The sequence below is a fragment of the Streptomyces sp. NPDC059743 genome (genome assembly GCF_042732975.1).
Taxonomy (GTDB): Bacteria; Actinomycetota; Actinomycetes; order Streptomycetales; family Streptomycetaceae; genus Streptomyces.
On sequence record NZ_JBHWGS010000007.1, the window covers coordinates 34,170 to 49,190 of the forward strand.

General features: G+C 68.8%; 14 protein-coding genes. 8 read left to right on the plus strand and 6 right to left on the minus strand.

The genetic code is table 11. The annotated features are described in order from the left end of the window. Positions 1-85: 85 nt before the first annotated feature. The 4 genes from ACFV6H_RS14750 to ACFV6H_RS14765 form a co-directional block, all read right to left on the minus strand. Positions 86-991 carry an amino acid ABC transporter permease gene (locus ACFV6H_RS14750; protein ID WP_384985263.1) on the minus strand — a complete coding sequence of 302 codons (906 nt, stop codon included), beginning with the start codon at positions 989-991 and terminating at the stop codon, positions 86-88. Next, on the minus strand, positions 988-1,662 hold the full coding sequence (locus tag ACFV6H_RS14755; protein ID WP_384985266.1) for an amino acid ABC transporter permease: 675 nt from the start codon (positions 1,660-1,662) through the stop codon (positions 988-990). Before ACFV6H_RS14755 ends, ACFV6H_RS14750 begins: the two co-directional genes overlap by 4 nt. An 83-nt stretch (positions 1,663-1,745) precedes the next feature. After that, the gene (locus ACFV6H_RS14760) at positions 1,746-2,579 is read right to left on the minus strand and encodes a glutamate ABC transporter substrate-binding protein (RefSeq protein WP_385541667.1); all 834 of its coding nucleotides are present in this window, start codon (positions 2,577-2,579) and stop codon (positions 1,746-1,748) included. Positions 2,580-2,700: 121 nt separating this feature from the next. Then, positions 2,701-3,486 carry an amino acid ABC transporter ATP-binding protein gene (locus ACFV6H_RS14765; RefSeq protein ID WP_385541669.1) on the minus strand — a complete coding sequence of 262 codons (786 nt, stop codon included), beginning with the start codon at positions 3,484-3,486 and terminating at the stop codon, positions 2,701-2,703. Between the two features lie 249 nt (positions 3,487-3,735). Between ACFV6H_RS14765 and ACFV6H_RS14770 the strand changes: the two genes are divergently transcribed. After that, the gene (locus ACFV6H_RS14770) at positions 3,736-4,449 is read left to right on the plus strand and encodes a response regulator transcription factor (RefSeq protein WP_093591932.1); all 714 of its coding nucleotides are present in this window, start codon (positions 3,736-3,738) and stop codon (positions 4,447-4,449) included. A 6-nt stretch (positions 4,450-4,455) separates the two neighbouring features. Further along, positions 4,456-5,847 carry a sensor histidine kinase gene (locus ACFV6H_RS14775; RefSeq protein ID WP_385541672.1) on the plus strand — a complete coding sequence of 464 codons (1,392 nt, stop codon included), beginning with the start codon at positions 4,456-4,458 and terminating at the stop codon, positions 5,845-5,847. 40 nt (positions 5,848-5,887) lie between these two features. Here ACFV6H_RS14775 and ACFV6H_RS14780 read toward each other — a convergent pair whose 3' ends face one another. Beyond that, positions 5,888-6,898, minus strand: a complete 1,011-nt coding sequence (locus tag ACFV6H_RS14780; RefSeq protein ID WP_385541674.1) for a TAXI family TRAP transporter solute-binding subunit — start codon at positions 6,896-6,898, stop codon at positions 5,888-5,890. Positions 6,899-7,061: 163 nt separating this feature from the next. Between ACFV6H_RS14780 and miaB the strand changes: the two genes are divergently transcribed. Continuing rightward, positions 7,062-8,579: a tRNA (N6-isopentenyl adenosine(37)-C2)-methylthiotransferase MiaB gene (gene miaB, locus ACFV6H_RS14785; protein WP_385541676.1), complete on the plus strand. Its 1,518-nt coding sequence runs from the start codon at positions 7,062-7,064 to the stop codon at positions 8,577-8,579. A 124-nt stretch (positions 8,580-8,703) separates the two neighbouring features. Next, a complete protein-coding gene (locus ACFV6H_RS14790; protein ID WP_385541678.1) occupies positions 8,704-9,456 on the plus strand; it encodes a class III extradiol dioxygenase subunit B-like domain-containing protein in 753 nt (250 codons plus the stop codon). Positions 9,457-9,568: 112 nt separating this feature from the next. Here ACFV6H_RS14790 and ACFV6H_RS14795 read toward each other — a convergent pair whose 3' ends face one another. Further along, positions 9,569-9,814, minus strand: coding sequence for an antitoxin (locus tag ACFV6H_RS14795; RefSeq protein WP_384790305.1), 246 nt, complete (start codon positions 9,812-9,814; stop codon positions 9,569-9,571). Positions 9,815-10,063: 249 nt separating this feature from the next. Between ACFV6H_RS14795 and miaA the strand changes: the two genes are divergently transcribed. The 4 genes from miaA (at position 10,064) to ACFV6H_RS14815 (ending at position 14,891) form a co-directional block, all read left to right on the plus strand. Further along, positions 10,064-11,002: a tRNA (adenosine(37)-N6)-dimethylallyltransferase MiaA gene (gene miaA / locus ACFV6H_RS14800; RefSeq protein WP_384790308.1), complete on the plus strand. Its 939-nt coding sequence runs from the start codon at positions 10,064-10,066 to the stop codon at positions 11,000-11,002. A 125-nt stretch (positions 11,003-11,127) separates the two neighbouring features. Then, positions 11,128-11,565: a hypothetical protein gene (locus ACFV6H_RS14805; protein ID WP_066953317.1), complete on the plus strand. Its 438-nt coding sequence runs from the start codon at positions 11,128-11,130 to the stop codon at positions 11,563-11,565. A 74-nt stretch (positions 11,566-11,639) separates the two neighbouring features. Then, complete coding sequence (dapF, locus tag ACFV6H_RS14810; RefSeq protein WP_385541681.1) at positions 11,640-12,584, plus strand: diaminopimelate epimerase; 945 nt, start codon at positions 11,640-11,642, stop codon at positions 12,582-12,584. A 195-nt stretch (positions 12,585-12,779) separates the two neighbouring features. Next, on the plus strand, positions 12,780-14,891 hold the full coding sequence (locus ACFV6H_RS14815; protein ID WP_385541683.1) for a RelA/SpoT family protein: 2,112 nt from the start codon (positions 12,780-12,782) through the stop codon (positions 14,889-14,891). The last annotated feature ends 130 nt before the right edge of the window (positions 14,892-15,021 follow it).

The following is a 15,021-nucleotide window of genomic DNA, read 5'->3' on the forward strand; positions in this document are numbered from 1 at the left end:
TGATCACAGAACGTATGCAACCTACTGGGGGTGCTTGCGTCAAGCGACGGCCTGAGCGGCGCGTACACCCCCTGTCCCGTCCGCCTCAGGTGCCGCTGCCGTCCAGAGCGCGCCCCGGAACACTGGCCTGTTGTACATCATCGGGACCGAGCACGGCGCCCGTGCTCTTCCTGCCCCGGCGCAGCCGCTGCTCCAGCCATCCGGCGAAGGTGGTGAGCAGGAAGTTCAGCGCGATGTAGATCAGCGCGATCACGGTGAACGCGGCGATGGTGTTGGCACCGTAGTTCGCGGTGATCGTGCGGTTCTGCGAGAGGAGTTCGGGCAGAGCGAGGATCGCGCCGCCGAGCGCGGTGTCCTTGACGATCACCACGAGCTGGCTGACCAGGGCGGGCAGCATCACCGTCACCGCCTGCGGCAGCAGCACATACGCCATGGCCTGGCCCTTGCGCATCCCTATGGCCTTCGCCGCGTCGATCTGGCCGCTGGGCAGCGAGAGGATGCCCGCCCGTACGATCTCGGCCATTACCGAGGCGTTGTAGAGCACCAGGCCCGTGACGACGGCGTACAACGGGCGCAGATCCGAGGAGACATCGGTGAACTGCACATAGAGCTGACTGGCGAAGACCATCATCAGCAGGACCGGGATCGAGCGGAAGAACTCGACCACGACACCGGCCGGCACCCGGACCCAGACATGGTCGGAGAGCCGCCCGATACCGAGCAGCGCGGCGAACGGCAGGGCTATCACGATGGACAGCGCCGCGGCTCTGAGCGTCTCGCCAAGTCCCGGCAGCAGATAGGTCGTCCACACCTCGGAGTCCGTGACGAACGGACTCCACTTCTCCGAGGCGAGCTGGTTCTTGTCGGCCATGGCGGCCAGCACCCACCACGCGGCGAGCGCGAAGACCACCAGGAACACGATCGTGTAGATGATGTTGCGCCGCTTGGCGCGGGTACCAGGAGTGTCGTACAGAACGGACGTGGCACTCATCGCTTCACCGCCACTCGCTTGCTGACCCAGCCCAGGATCAGACCCGTCGGAAGGGTGAGAACGATGAATCCGAAGGCGAACACCGCGAAGACCGCGAAGAGCGCGCTGCTTTCGTTCTCGATCATTGTCTTCATCAGCGCCGAGGCCTCCGCGACACTGATCGCCGAGGCGACCGTGGTGTTCTTGGTCAGCGCGATCAGCACATTGGCCAGCGGCGCCACCACGGAACGGAAGGCCTGCGGAAGGACTATCAGCGTCAGCACCTGGAAGAAGCTCAGCCCCAGCGCGCGGGCCGCCTCCGCCTGGCCGACGGGCACGGTGTTGATACCGGAGCGCAGGGACTCACAGACGAAGGTGCCGGTGTAGGCGACCAGTCCCAGTACGGCGAGCCGGAAGCCCATCGTCTTGAAGTCGTCGCCGCCGAGGGTGATCTGGAGAGTCTGGCCGAGTCCCAGCGAACAGGCGACGATGACCACGGTCAGGGGCGTGTTGCGGACCAGATTGACATACGCGGTTCCGAAGGCACGCATCAGCGGTACGGGACTGACACGCATCCCGGCCAGCAGCGTTCCCCAAATGAGAGAACCAACTGCGGAGTAGAGGGTGAGCTGCACCGTCACCCAGAAGGCGCCGAGCAGGTCGTACTGCCCGGAATCAAGAAAGTCGAACACGATGCCCCGCGCTCTCCCCTGGTTGGCTGGTCGGTACGCGCCGCCGGACGGGCCGGCGGCGCGTCACTCCTGTCTCGGATCCCTTAGCTGATCGCGGGGGCGGGCTCGTTCTTGTAGCCGGACGGACCGAAGTTGGCCGTCACGGCCTTCTGCCAGGAGCCGTCCGACTCCATCTTCTTGAGGGCGTCGTTGATCTTCGTCAGGAGCTCGGTGTCGCCCTTCTTGAGGCCGATGCCGTAGTTCTCGTCGCTGAGCTTGAGGCCCGCGAGCTTGAACTTGCCCTGGTGCTCCTGCTGCGAGGCGTAACCGGCGAGAATGGAGTCGTCGGTGGTCAGCGCGTCAACGGCCTTGTTCTCCAGACCGGTCAGGCACTCCGAGTAGCCGCCGAACTCCTGGAGGTCGGCCTTGGGCGCGAGCTCTTCCTTGACATTCTGCGCCGAGGTGGAGCCCGTGACCGAACAGAGCTTCTTGGAGTTGAGGTCCTCGGCCTTGGTGATGGAGCTGTCGTCCGTGCGGACCAGCAGGTCCTGGTGGGCGAGGAAGTACGGGCCGGCGAAGTCGACCTTCTTCTTGCGCTCGTCGTTGATCGAGTAGCTGGCGACGACGAACTTCACATCGCCGTTGGCGATCAGGTTCTCGCGCTCGGCGCTGGGCGACTCTTTCCAGACGATGTCCTTGGCGTCGTAGCCCAGTTCCTTGGCGACATAGGTGGCGACGTCGACATCGAAGCCCGCGTAGGTGCCGTCCGGCTTCTTCAGACCGAGTCCGGGCTGGTCGAACTTGATACCGATGGTGATCTTGCCGCCACCGCTGTCGCCGCTCCCGCTGTCGTCACTGCTGTCACCGCCGCACGCGGTCGCGGTCAGGGAGAGGACGAGAGCCGCAGCGGCGGCCGCGCTTGCCTTGTGAAGCTTCATGCGTGAACTTCCCTCGGGTGAGACGTGGACGAACAGGTTCAGCCGAACTCGGTGGAGCCACAGGGCTCGACAGAGCCGGAGCCGTACGGAAGAGCCGGATCAGTGAGATCAGTGATGGAGATCAGTGATGCAGGATCTTCGACAGGAAGTCCTTGGCACGGTCGCTGCGCGGGTTGCTGAAGAACGTGTCGGGCGTGGCCTCTTCGACGATCCGGCCGTCCGCCATGAAGACGACCCGGTTCGCCGCGGAGCGCGCGAAGCCCATCTCATGGGTGACGACGACCATCGTCATACCGTCACGCGCGAGTTGCTGCATGACTTCGAGGACTTCATTGATCATCTCGGGGTCGAGCGCGGAGGTGGGCTCGTCGAAGAGCATGACCTTCGGGCCCATCGCCAGCGCCCGCGCGATCGCGACACGCTGCTGCTGACCGCCCGAGAGCTGCGCCGGGTACTTGTCGGCCTGTGAGCCGACGCCCACCCGGTCGAGCAGTGAACGCGCCTTCTGCTCCGCGTCCTTCTTGTCCGCCTTGCGGACCTTGATCTGGCCCAGTGTGACGTTCTCCAGCACCGTTTTGTGTGCGAAGAGGTTGAACGACTGGAAGACCATGCCGACATCGGCGCGCAGCCGGGCGAGTTCGCGGCCCTCCTCCGGCAGCGGCTTGCCGTCGATCGAGATCGAGCCCGAGTCGATGGTCTCCAGACGGTTGATGGTGCGGCACAGTGTGGACTTGCCGGACCCGGAGGGCCCGATGACGACCACGACCTCGCCACGGGCGATGGTCAGATCGATGTCCTGGAGCACATGCAGCGCGCCGAAGTGCTTGTTCACGTTGCTCAGTACGACCAGGTCGCCCGTCGCCGGCACGGCGTCCTCGGTGCCCTTGGTCACTGACACTCCGCTCATCGGCTTCTTGCTCCGTCCTCCTCGGTTGGGAGGACCTTAGTCACGCCCTGCGACCAGCGTCATCAGATCTGAGCTGGAATTGAGCATAACGATCCGGCCGCAACCGGACACACCGTGTGAAGACGGCACTGCGGGGAGTACCGGGTGGGTAACGGAAACCTTGGCGTAACGGGAAGACTCTTGACTGGCACGACACCATCGGAGTGGATGCCCAGATACGTTGTGCGACCACCACCTCGAAGGGGGCCCGTGAGACTGCTGCTCGTAGAGGACGACGATCATGTCGCCGCGGCCTTGGCGGCCGTTCTCGCCAAGCACGGCTTCCAGGTCGTGCACGCCAGGAGCGGCGAGGAGGCGCTCCAGGCTCTGCTGCCCGCCGCCAACGCGGGCAAGGAGCCGTTCGCGGTCGTGCTGCTCGACCTCGGCCTGCCCGACCAGGACGGCTACCAGGTCTGCGGAAAGATACGGAGAATCACCTCGACACCGGTGATCATGGTGACCGCGCGGGCCGATGTACGGTCGCGGATCCATGGCCTCAACCTCGGTGCCGACGACTATGTGGTCAAACCGTACGACACCGGTGAACTGCTCGCGCGTATCCATGCCGTGAGCCGGCGCCGTGCGAACGAGGAGGAGCCGGGACCGGCCGCCGAGACCGCCCAGCGGCTCGGGCGCCTCACCCTGGAGCTGCCCACGCGGCGGGTCAGCGTCGACGGCGAGCCGGTCCAGCTCACCCGCAAGGAGTTCGATCTGCTGGCTCTGCTGGCCCAGCGGCCCGGCGTCGTCTTCGGCCGTGAGCAGATCATCAGCGAGGTGTGGCGGACCAGTTGGGAAGGGACGGGCCGTACGCTCGAAGTCCATGTGGCGTCCCTGCGCGGCAAGCTCGGGATGCCCGCGCTGATCGAGACCGTCCGGGGCGTGGGCTACCGGCTGGTCGTCCCGGCTCCGCGTCAGGGACCGTAACGTCCCGTGAGTTCCCGACTTCTGCCGCTGCTCATCGTGCTCATGGCGGGCGTGCTCCTCGCCCTCGGCTTTCCGCTCGCCGTGAGTGTGGCCGGCGCGCAACAGCAGCGCGTGGTCGTCGACCGGATCGACGACACCGCGCGGGTCGCGGCGCTCGCTCAGCTCGTCGCCGAGGACAGACCTGGGACCGCTGAGCGGCGTGCTCTGCTGGAGGAGGAACTCACCCGCTACCACGAGGTGTACGGGATCAAGGTCGGCGTCTTCTACCGCGACGACGAGGCCATGGCGCGCGCCCCGCGGAACTGGACGGTGCCCGCGGAGGGCGAGGGCCGCCAGTCCTTCCAGGAGGCCCTGCTGGGCCGCCGCAGCGACGATCCCGAGCAGGTCTGGCCCTGGCAGAACCGCCGGCTCATCGTCGACTCGCCGGTGGTACGGGATGGCGATGTCGTCGCGGTCGTGGTGACCGACTCGCCGACCGGACAGATGCGTTCACGCATTCTCAAGGGCTGGCTGGTGATCGCCGCGGGCGAGGTGGCGGCCATGCTGCTCGCCGTGGGAGCCGCGATCCGGCTGACGGGCTGGGTGCTCAGGCCGGTACGGGTACTGGACGCGGTGACCCATGACATCGCCACCGGCCGGATGAACTCCCGGGTGGCGGCGGCCGGAGGGCCTCCGGAACTGCGGCGGCTGGCCAGCTCGTTCAACGAGATGGCCGACAACGTCGAGGATGTGCTGGAGCAGCAGCGCGCCTTTGTGGCCGACGCCTCGCACCAGTTGCGCAATCCGCTCGCCGCTCTGCTGCTCCGTATCGAACTGCTCGCTCTCGAACTGCCCGACGGGAACGAGGAGATCGCCTCCGTCCGTACGGAGGGCAAGCGTCTCGCCCAGGTACTCGACGATCTGCTGGACCTGGCCCTGGCCGAGCACGCTCCCGCCGATCTGAGGCTCACCGACATAGGTGAACTCGCGGCGGAACGGGTCGCGGCCTGGCGGGCGCTCGCCGAGGAGAAGGGCGTCCGGCTGACCGAGCACCGGGCGGCGGTCACTGCCTGGACCGATCCGATCGCACTCTCCAGCGCGCTGGACGCCGTCATCGACAATGCGCTGAAGTTCACTCCGGCGGGTGAAGAGGTCACGGTGACGGTCGCCCGTAACGGTGAAACATCCATGATCGCCATCAATGACGGCGGCCCAGGGCTCACGGACGACGAGATGGCCCGGATCGGCGACCGGTTCTGGCGCAGCAACCGCCATCAGAACATCAAGGGATCGGGGCTGGGCCTGTCCATCTCGCGGGCGCTGCTGGCGGCGGGCGGCGGCTCGATCAGCTACGCGCACGGCGAGCCGCGCGGGCTACGGGTGACACTGACCGTCCCGAGATCGTCCCCGGCGTCGTAAATCCCCGGCGTTCGGCTGAGCTGAGTTGAGTTGATTTGACCTAGGGTTTGACCGAACGGTAGTAGCGCTCGGCGCCCTCGTGCAGCCGCAGAGGCGCCGTATAGATCGCCGTCCGCAGATCCACGAGCTGGGCGGAGTGCACCTGCTTGCCGATGCGGTCCCTGCTGTCGATCACGGTCCGGGTGAAGCCCTCGGTGAGACCGGCGTCCATCCGGTCGGTCGTGACCAGCAGATTCGCCACCGCGACCGTCGATACGGGCACTTTCTGCGCGTCACCGTAGGCGTCGGCGGGTATCACCGCGGAGCGGTAGTAGCGGGAAGCGGCCTCGCCCGAGGCATGGAGATCGGCCACAAGGGCCGGGGCCAGCGGCACCAGCCGTATGTCATAGCGCTTCCACAGGAGCTGTACGGCGCCGGTGGGCAGCCCGCCCGACCAGAAGAAGGCGTCCAGCTTGCGGTGTTCGAGCAGGTCCGGCATGGTGTCGATGCCGGCCGAGACCGGAGTGATGTCATGCTTCGGATCGAGCTTGGCGGCTGTCATGAGCCGGTCCGCTATCAGCCGGACACCCGATCCCTCCTGTCCCACTCCCACCTGCTTGCCGCGCAGATCGGCGACGGAGTGGATTTTCGAGTTCTTGGCCACGACGAGCTGCACATAGTCGTCGTACAGCCGGGCACATCCGCGCAGCCGGTCCGCACCCGGCTTCCCGTCCTCCTGGTACTTGGCGACGGCATCGGCGGTGGCCACCGTGAAGTCGGCCTTCCCGCTCGCCACCCGCGCGAGGTTCTGCTGCGAGCCCTCGCTGTTCTTGAGCTGTATCGAGACATCCGGCAGATCGCGCCCGAGGTCCTCCTTGAGCAGCGATCCGTACCGCTGGTAGACGCCGCTGGTCACTCCCGTACTGAAGGTGATGGATCCGCTCGGCGCCGACGGCCCGATCGGCAGCAGCCACCACACCAGCAGCCCGAGCAGCACCACCACCGCGGCGGCGCCCTGGAGAAGCCGGCCACGCCTGCTACCACGCCCGGTACGGGACAGAACCGCGAACATGCCGCGATCCTGCCAGCTCACTCCCCGCGAAGACCAGGGCTGCTTCCCGCGGCCTCTCCCTGGGGCCCTCCCAAAGCCTCTCTCCGGAGCCTCGTCACAGTCGGCCGGACCGCCGGGAGGAATCCAGGACGGACGGCTCCCGGGCACCGCCTACCCTTGTCGCATGAGCAGCAGCGACCGGAGCCGGACAGTGGGCGACAACCGAACGTACGAGGTGCGCACCTACGGGTGTCAGATGAATGTCCACGACTCCGAGCGATTGTCGGGCCTGCTGGAGGGAGCCGGATACGTCCGGGCGCCCGAAGGGGCCGACGGGGACGCCGATGTCGTGGTCTTCAACACCTGCGCCGTACGGGAGAACGCCGACAACAAGCTGTACGGAAATCTCGGCCGGCTCGCTCCCATGAAGACGAAGCGGCCCGGTATGCAGATCGCCGTCGGCGGCTGTCTGGCACAGAAGGACCGCGACACCATCGTGAAGCGCGCGCCCTGGGTCGATGTCGTCTTCGGTACGCACAACATCGGAAAGCTGCCGGTGCTCCTGGAACGCGCGCGCGTCCAGGAGGAGGCCCAGATCGAGATCGCCGAGTCGCTGGAGGCGTTTCCCTCCACGCTGCCGACCCGCCGCGAGTCCGCCTATGCCGCGTGGGTCTCCATCTCCGTGGGCTGCAACAACACCTGCACGTTCTGTATCGTCCCGGCGCTGCGCGGCAAGGAGAAGGACCGCCGTCCCGGCGACATCCTGAGCGAGATCGAGGCACTGGTCGCCGAGGGCGTCTCCGAGATCACGCTGCTGGGCCAGAACGTCAACGCGTACGGTTCCGACATCGGCGACCGCGAGGCCTTCTCCAAGCTTCTGCGGGCCTGCGGCGCCGTCGAGGGCCTGGAGCGCGTCCGCTTCACCTCACCGCATCCGCGCGACTTCACCGACGATGTCATCGCGGCGATGGCCGAGACGCCCAATGTGATGCCGCAGCTCCATATGCCGCTCCAGTCCGGCTCGGACACCGTCCTGAAGGCGATGCGCCGCTCGTACCGGCAGGACCGTTACCTCGGCATCATCGACAAGGTGCGCGCCGCCATCCCGCACGCCGCCATCTCCACCGACATCATCGTGGGCTTCCCGGGCGAGACCGAGGAGGACTTCGAGCAGACCATGCGGGTGGTGCGCGAGGCGCGCTTCGCGCAGGCCTTCACCTTCCAGTACTCGAAGCGTCCCGGCACACCGGCCGCCGAGATGGACGGACAGATCCCCAAGGAAGTCGTCCAGGAGCGCTATATGCGGCTGTCCGCCCTCCAGGAGGAGATCTCCTGGGAGGAGAACAAGAAGCAGGTGGGCAGAACGCTGGAGGTCATGGTCGCCGAGGGCGAGGGCCGCAAGGACGGCGCGACCCGCCGGCTCTCGGGACGCGCTCCCGACAACCGGCTCGTCCACTTCACCGCGCCGGACGAGGCGGTGCGCCCGGGCGATGTGGTGACTGTCGAGCTCACCTATGCCGCTCCGCACCATCTCCTCGCCGAGGGACCGACGCGGAAGGTACGCCGTACCCGCGCCGGCGACGCCTGGGACCGGCGGAACGCGGCCGAGGCCGCCAAGCCGGCCGGTGTGCTGCTGGGACTGCCCACGGTCGGTGTGCCCGCGCCGCTGCCGGCCGTGACGGGCGGGTGCGCGGTCGACTGACGGACCGCCGGGGTGGGTGAGAGCGCGGGCCGGCTGTATGCCGGGCCTGGCTCCTGGGTCTGGCTGTACGTCGGGCTGGGCCGTACGTGGTCACGCGCGGTCACGCCCGCGTTAGGGTTCGATCATGCTGGTCGCCGCTGCCGTCTGTCCCTGTCCGCCGCTGCTCGTGCCCGCCGTGGCCGCGGCGGCGGCACCCGAACTGGACGCGCTGCGCGCCGCGTGCACGGACGCCCTCGGCGTACTGGCCGCCGCCCGGCCCGATCTGCTGATCGTCGTCGGGCCCGCCGAGCGGGACGGCCGTGGGCCATATCCGCAGGGCGCTGCCGGCTCCTTCCAAGGCTTCGGCGTGGACGTCGAGGTCGTACTCGGCGGAACGGCCCCGGGCGCTACGGGCACGGGCGCCACGGGCGCGGGCACGGAGGAGCGAGCCGAGCGCCCGCTGCCGCCCTCGCTCTCGGTCGCGGCCTGGCTGCTGGACCGTGTCCGCTGGTCGGCCTCGCCGGTTTCGGGACTCGGTGTCGGGGAACCTCTCGCCGCCGAGCGCTGTGTTCAAGCCGGAGAGGAGATCGCGACGCGGTCCGACCGGGTGGCGCTGCTGGTGATGGGCGACGCCAGTGCGTGCCGTTCGGTGAAGGCGCCGGGTTATCTGGACAAGCGGGCGGCCGGATTCGACGAGGACGTGGCACGGGCTCTGGCGGCGGCCGATGTGGCGGCGCTGAAGGCACTGGACGCGGAGCTGGCGTCCGCCCTCAAGGCGGCGGGACGTGCGCCGTGGCAGCTGCTCGCGGGCGCGGCCGAGGGAGCGGATCTGCGCGGTGAGCTGCTGTACGACGCCGCGCCGTACGGCGTCGGATATCTCGTCGCGACCTGGTCCTAGAGCTGGTCCGAAGGGCCGAAGGCCGAGGGGCCCGGCGGGCGGCCTCGTACGTACGTGACGGCCGCGCGGCGCTCGAAGGCGCCACGCGGCCGTCCACAGCCGTTGCCGAGGATCAGGAGGCGGGCGGTGGCGGGGGAGTGGTGCCGTCGTCCTTGTGGGCGAGCCGGCCCAGGGCGTTCTTCGCCTTGCCCGTCCCCGAATCGATCTTGTCGCTGTATTTGCCCTTGGTCTTCTGATCGACCGTGCGGGCGGCCTTGTCCAACCCGGACTCGATCTTGCCTCCGTGCTGCTGCGCGAAGTCGGAGACCTTGTCCCTGGCCGGAGCGATCTTGGCCTTCAACGAATCCATGAAGCCCATGGCCCACCTTCCCTCGGAGGAGACAACAGACTATGTGCGGGTGCCGTCGCGAGGTCGGCCGTCCGGTGGCGGCCTCCGCCTCGTCGGTTGACGTCACGGACGCGGCCGATGACTTCCGTCGAAACCGTGAAAAAACACCCATATGTTTTCTTTATGATACGCGTGGAGATGGAATTCCGCGCTGCCCGGAGCGGGTGCCGTCACATAACTCGTTCGGGTACGGGCCTGCGAGTTTGCAAGACTGGGTCGGTGAGAAGCGTAGCTACCGCACCGCGGGTCATCGCCGTCGTCGGTCCCACCGCGGCCGGCAAGTCCGATCTGGGCGTCCATCTCGCCCGGCAACTCGACGGTGAGGTCGTCAATGCCGACTCCATGCAGCTCTACTGCGGAATGGACATCGGGACGGCCAAGCTGACGGCCGAGGAACGCGCCGGTATCCCGCACCATCTCCTGGACATCTGGGATGTCACCGAGGCCGCCAGTGTCGCCGAGTACCAGAAGCTCGCCAGGGCGGAGATCGACCGGCTGCTGGCGGCGGGCCGTACGCCCGTGCTGGTGGGCGGCTCGGGGCTGTACGTACGGGGCGCCATCGACGCCCTCGACTTCCCGGGCACCGATCCCGAGGTGCGCGCCAGGCTGGAGACGGAGCTGAGCCTGCGCGGCTCCGGCGCCCTGCACGCCCGGCTGTCCGCCGCCGATCCCCAGGCCGGCCACGCGATCCTGCCCAGCAACGGCCGCCGTATCGTCCGGGCGCTGGAGGTCATCGAGATCACCGGCAAGCCCTTCACCGCCAATCTGCCCGGCCATGACGCGGTCTACGACACGCTCCAGATCGGCGTCGATGTCGCCCGGCCCGAGCTGGACACCCGGATCGCGCAGCGCGTGGACCGGATGTGGGAGGCCGGACTCGTCGACGAGGTGCGCACGCTGGAGACCCGGGGACTGCGTCAGGGACGTACGGCCTCACGCGCGCTCGGCTATCAGCAGGTGCTCGCGGCGCTCGCGGGGGAGTGCACCGACGACGAGGCGCGCGCCGAGACCGTACGCGCCACCAAACGCTTCGCGCGCCGCCAGGACTCATGGTTCCGGCGCGACTCACGCGTGCACTGGCTGGGCGGCGGAACGGAGCAGCGGGAGGAACTGCCGCACCGGGCGCTGGCGTTGGTCGAACGAGCGGTCACAGCCTGATCACGTGATGGCATCGGGACGCTCCGCTCGTCCTTGGTGTCCCTCCGGGCGTGCCATCATCGAGCATCGATCGACCATCGGGCATCGATCGGCCAGTGGAGTCCGAATGGGGAGGGCGCGTGGCGATGGCGGCCGGCCCTCGTGACAGAGAACCAGCGGTACCGGACACGCGGGACGACGCCCCACGGCTGAGTCCCGACGGACCGGAGGAGGAGACCGCGACCCCGGAGGTCGAGGTCGAGCTGCGCCCGCAGCGCCGGCTGCGTATCTGGCAGCTCGCGCCGATCGTGGGACTCGCGGCGATCGGTTCCCTGATGTTCGCCTTCCCTCTCGCCTTCGGCACCGGGGACGGCGGCGCGGTCGTCGCCATGCTGGGACTCCTGATCAGTTGCTGCGCGGCGGGCTGGGGCATGATGGCCGCCCGCAAGGTCGGCCACACCTGGCCCGGGCTGCCGACCCGTACCTCCGGCGAACGTCCCGACTGGCGGGTCATCGCCCTGTATGTGACCGTGGGCGCCGCCCTGGTCGCTCTCGCCGTCTGGCGCGTCGCCCGGCTGCGTTGAGCGCCGCGCGCCCAGCAGGCCGGGAGGACCGGGAGGCCGTCGAGTGGCGGCCGGTGTCGGTCCCTGCTCGTACGATGGGTCCCGTGAGCACCTCGCAGACCGCGTCCCTCGCCTTTCTCAAGGGCCATGGGACCGAGAACGACTTCGTGATCGTCCCCGACCCGGACAACACCATCGACCTGTCTCCGCGCGCGGTGGCCGCCCTCTGCGACCGCAGGGCCGGTATCGGCGGCGACGGGCTGCTGCATGTCGTACGGTCCGCCGCGCATCCCGAGGCGCTGGAGATGGCGGCCGAGGCCGAGTGGTTCATGGACTACCGCAATGCCGACGGATCCGTCGCCGAGATGTGCGGGAATGGCGTACGGGTCTTCGCCCGCTATCTCCAGCGTGCCGGTCACGCGACGGCCGGGGATCTGGCCGTGGCCACCCGCGGCGGAGTGAAGAAGGTCCATCTCGCCAAGAGCGCGAAGGCCCAGGGCTCCGCCCATGTGGAGCATCCGGGCGACGGCGACATCACGGTCCACATGGGGCGCGCCGTGCTTCCCGAGGACAGCGCCACGGTCGCCGTCGGCGGTCGCGCCTGGCCCGCCCGTAACGTCAACATGGGTAATCCGCACGCGGTCGCGTTCGTCGACGATCTCGCACACGCCGGGAATCTGCTCACCGAGCCGCGTGTCAGCCCGTCGTCCGTCTACCCGGACGGAGTCAATGTCGAGTTCGTCGTCTCCCGAGGCCCGCGCCATGTCGCGATGCGGGTGCATGAGCGCGGCTCGGGCGAGACCCGCTCCTGCGGTACGGGCGCGTGCGCCGTGGCCGTCGCCGCGGCCCGCAGGGACGGCGCCGATCCCTCGGTGACCGGCGCTCCCGTCACCTACACCGTGGAGCTGCCCGGCGGCCGGCTGGTCATCACGGAGCGTCCGGACGGCGGGATCGAGATGACGGGCCCTGCCGTGATCGTCGCGGAAGGACAGATCGACCGGGCCTGGCTGGAGGCGGCGTCGGCCCAGGGCGCGTCCTGAGTTTCCCCGGCGCTTCGCCAGCTTCCTCGGCGCTTCACTCGAATGGGTGATCCGTCTCACGCGGGGCCAGGCCGTGTCCGGCAGACACGCCTAGGGCGGGACTGCTGCCCGTGGTGGGCTCGGTAGCATCAAGCACCGGCCCGGAGGGCGTTGCCCGTTCTTCGTACCGCCGGTCGAAGCTGCCCGGAGGTGCCCATGAGTGCAGAGGCCACCAACCCTGGTGCCCACAGTCGGAGACGCGGCCTTCCCAGGATCGACCTCCGCAGACTCGGCAGGGCCGCGTTACTGGGGCCCGCTTCCAGGGACCGGCTGCCGGACGCGATGGGCCATGTCGCGGACGCGCACCGCGCCCACCATCCGGACGCCGACCTCTCCGTACTGCGCAAGGCCTATGTCCTCGCGGAGAGTTCGCACCGCGGGCAGTTCCGCAAGAGCGGCGAGCCGTACATCACGCATCCTCTGGCCGTGACCCTGATCCTGGCCGAACTGGGCGCCGAGACCACGACCTTGACCGCCTCGCTCCTCCACGACACCGTCGAGGACACGGACGTGACGCTCGATCAGGTACGCGCGGAGTTCGGCGACGAGGTCTGCTATCTGGTCGACGGTGTGACCAAGCTGGAGAAGGTCGACTACGGCGCCGCCGCCGAGCCCGAGACCTTCCGCAAGATGCTCGTCGCCACCGGCAACGATGTCAGGGTGATGTCGATCAAACTGGCCGACCGGCTGCACAATATGCGCACTCTTGGTGTGATGCGTCCGGAGAAGCAGGCCCGTATCGCCAAGGTCACCCGTGATGTCCTCATCCCGCTCGCCGAACGCCTGGGCGTCCAGGCGCTCAAGACCGAGCTGGAGGATCTGGTCTTCGCGATCCTGCATCCCGAGGAGTACGCCCACACCCGGGCCCTGATCGCGGACAACGCCACCGCGGGCGACGCCCTCGCGGCCATCTCCGAGGACGTCAGACGGGTGCTGCGCGAGGCGGACATCACCGCCGAAGTGCTCGTACGGCCAAGGCACTTCGTCTCCGTACACCGGTCCCGGCTCAAACGCGGCGAGTTGCGCGGCACGGACTTCGGCCGACTGCTGGTGCTGGTCGGTGAGGACGCCGACTGCTACGCGGTCCTGGGCGAGTTGCACACCTGCTTCACTCCGGTGATCTCCGAGTTCAAGGACTTCATCGCCGCGCCCAAGTTCAATCTGTACCAGTCGCTCCACACGGCCGTCGCGGGCCCGGACGGAGCGGTCGCCGAAGTCCTCATCCGTACACATCAGATGCACAAGGTCGCCGAGGCCGGAGTCGTCGCTCTCGGCAATCCCTACGCGTCGGTCGACGGCGCGGAGGCCGCGGACGGCGCCGGACCGACGGCCGGCGCGGAACCGTACGACGGCGAGCGCGCCGATCCGACCAGGCCCGGCTGGCTCTCCCGGCTGCTGGAGTGGCAGCAGGCGGCGCCCGATCCGGACACGTTCTGGACGACGCTCCGCGCGGATCTGGCGCAGGACCGGGAGATCACCGTCTTCCGCGCCGAGGGCGGGCTGCTCGGGCTGCCGGCCGGAGCGACCTGTGTGGACGCCGCGTACGCGCAGTACGGCGAGGCCGCGCACGGCTGTCTCGGAGCGCGCGTCAACGGCCGTCTCGCGCCGCTGAGTACGGTGCTGAGCGACGGCGACACGGTGCAGCTCCTGCTGGACCGGGACGCGGCCTCGGGACCTTCGCCGGAGTGGCTCGACCATGCCCGTACGGCCGCGGCCAGGATCGCGATCACCGGCTGGCTGGCGGCGCATCCCGAGGCGGTGGGGACGCCCGACGCCGCGCCCCGGGCGTCCCACGCGCTCACCGCGGACCGGCGCGGCGCCGCCAACGCCGTGGTGGATCTGCCGGGAGCGACCGTACGGCTGGCCGGCTGCTGTACGCCCGTACCGCCCGACGCCGTCACCGGGTTCCCGGTCCGCGGCGGTGTCGTCCGGGTCCATCGGCAGGAGTGCCGGGCGGTGGAGCGGATGCGCGCGCTGGACCGCGAGCCGGTCACGGTGAGCTGGGGCGACGCGTCGGAGTGCCAGGTCACGCTGTACGTGGAGTCCTTCGGGCGTCCCCGGCTGCTCGCCGATCTCACGGAGACCATCGCCACGGCGGGCGCCGCGATCGTCTCGGCCACCGTGGAGCCGCCCAGCGAGCAGCGCGTACGGCACACATACACGCTGGGACTGCCCGACGCGGCGGGACTGCCCGGTCTGATGCGGGCGATGCGCGATGTACCGGGCGTGTACGACGTCAGCCGGGCCCAGCATCCGGCGACGGCGTGAAGGGCGGCGTGAAGGGCGGTGCCGTGAAGGGCGGTGGCATGAGCAGCGGCGGCGGGCAGAGCAGAAGAGGCCGGTAGGGCGGCACAGCGCGAACGTCAACCGTGTGACAGACCGGCATCCGGCGGGCTGC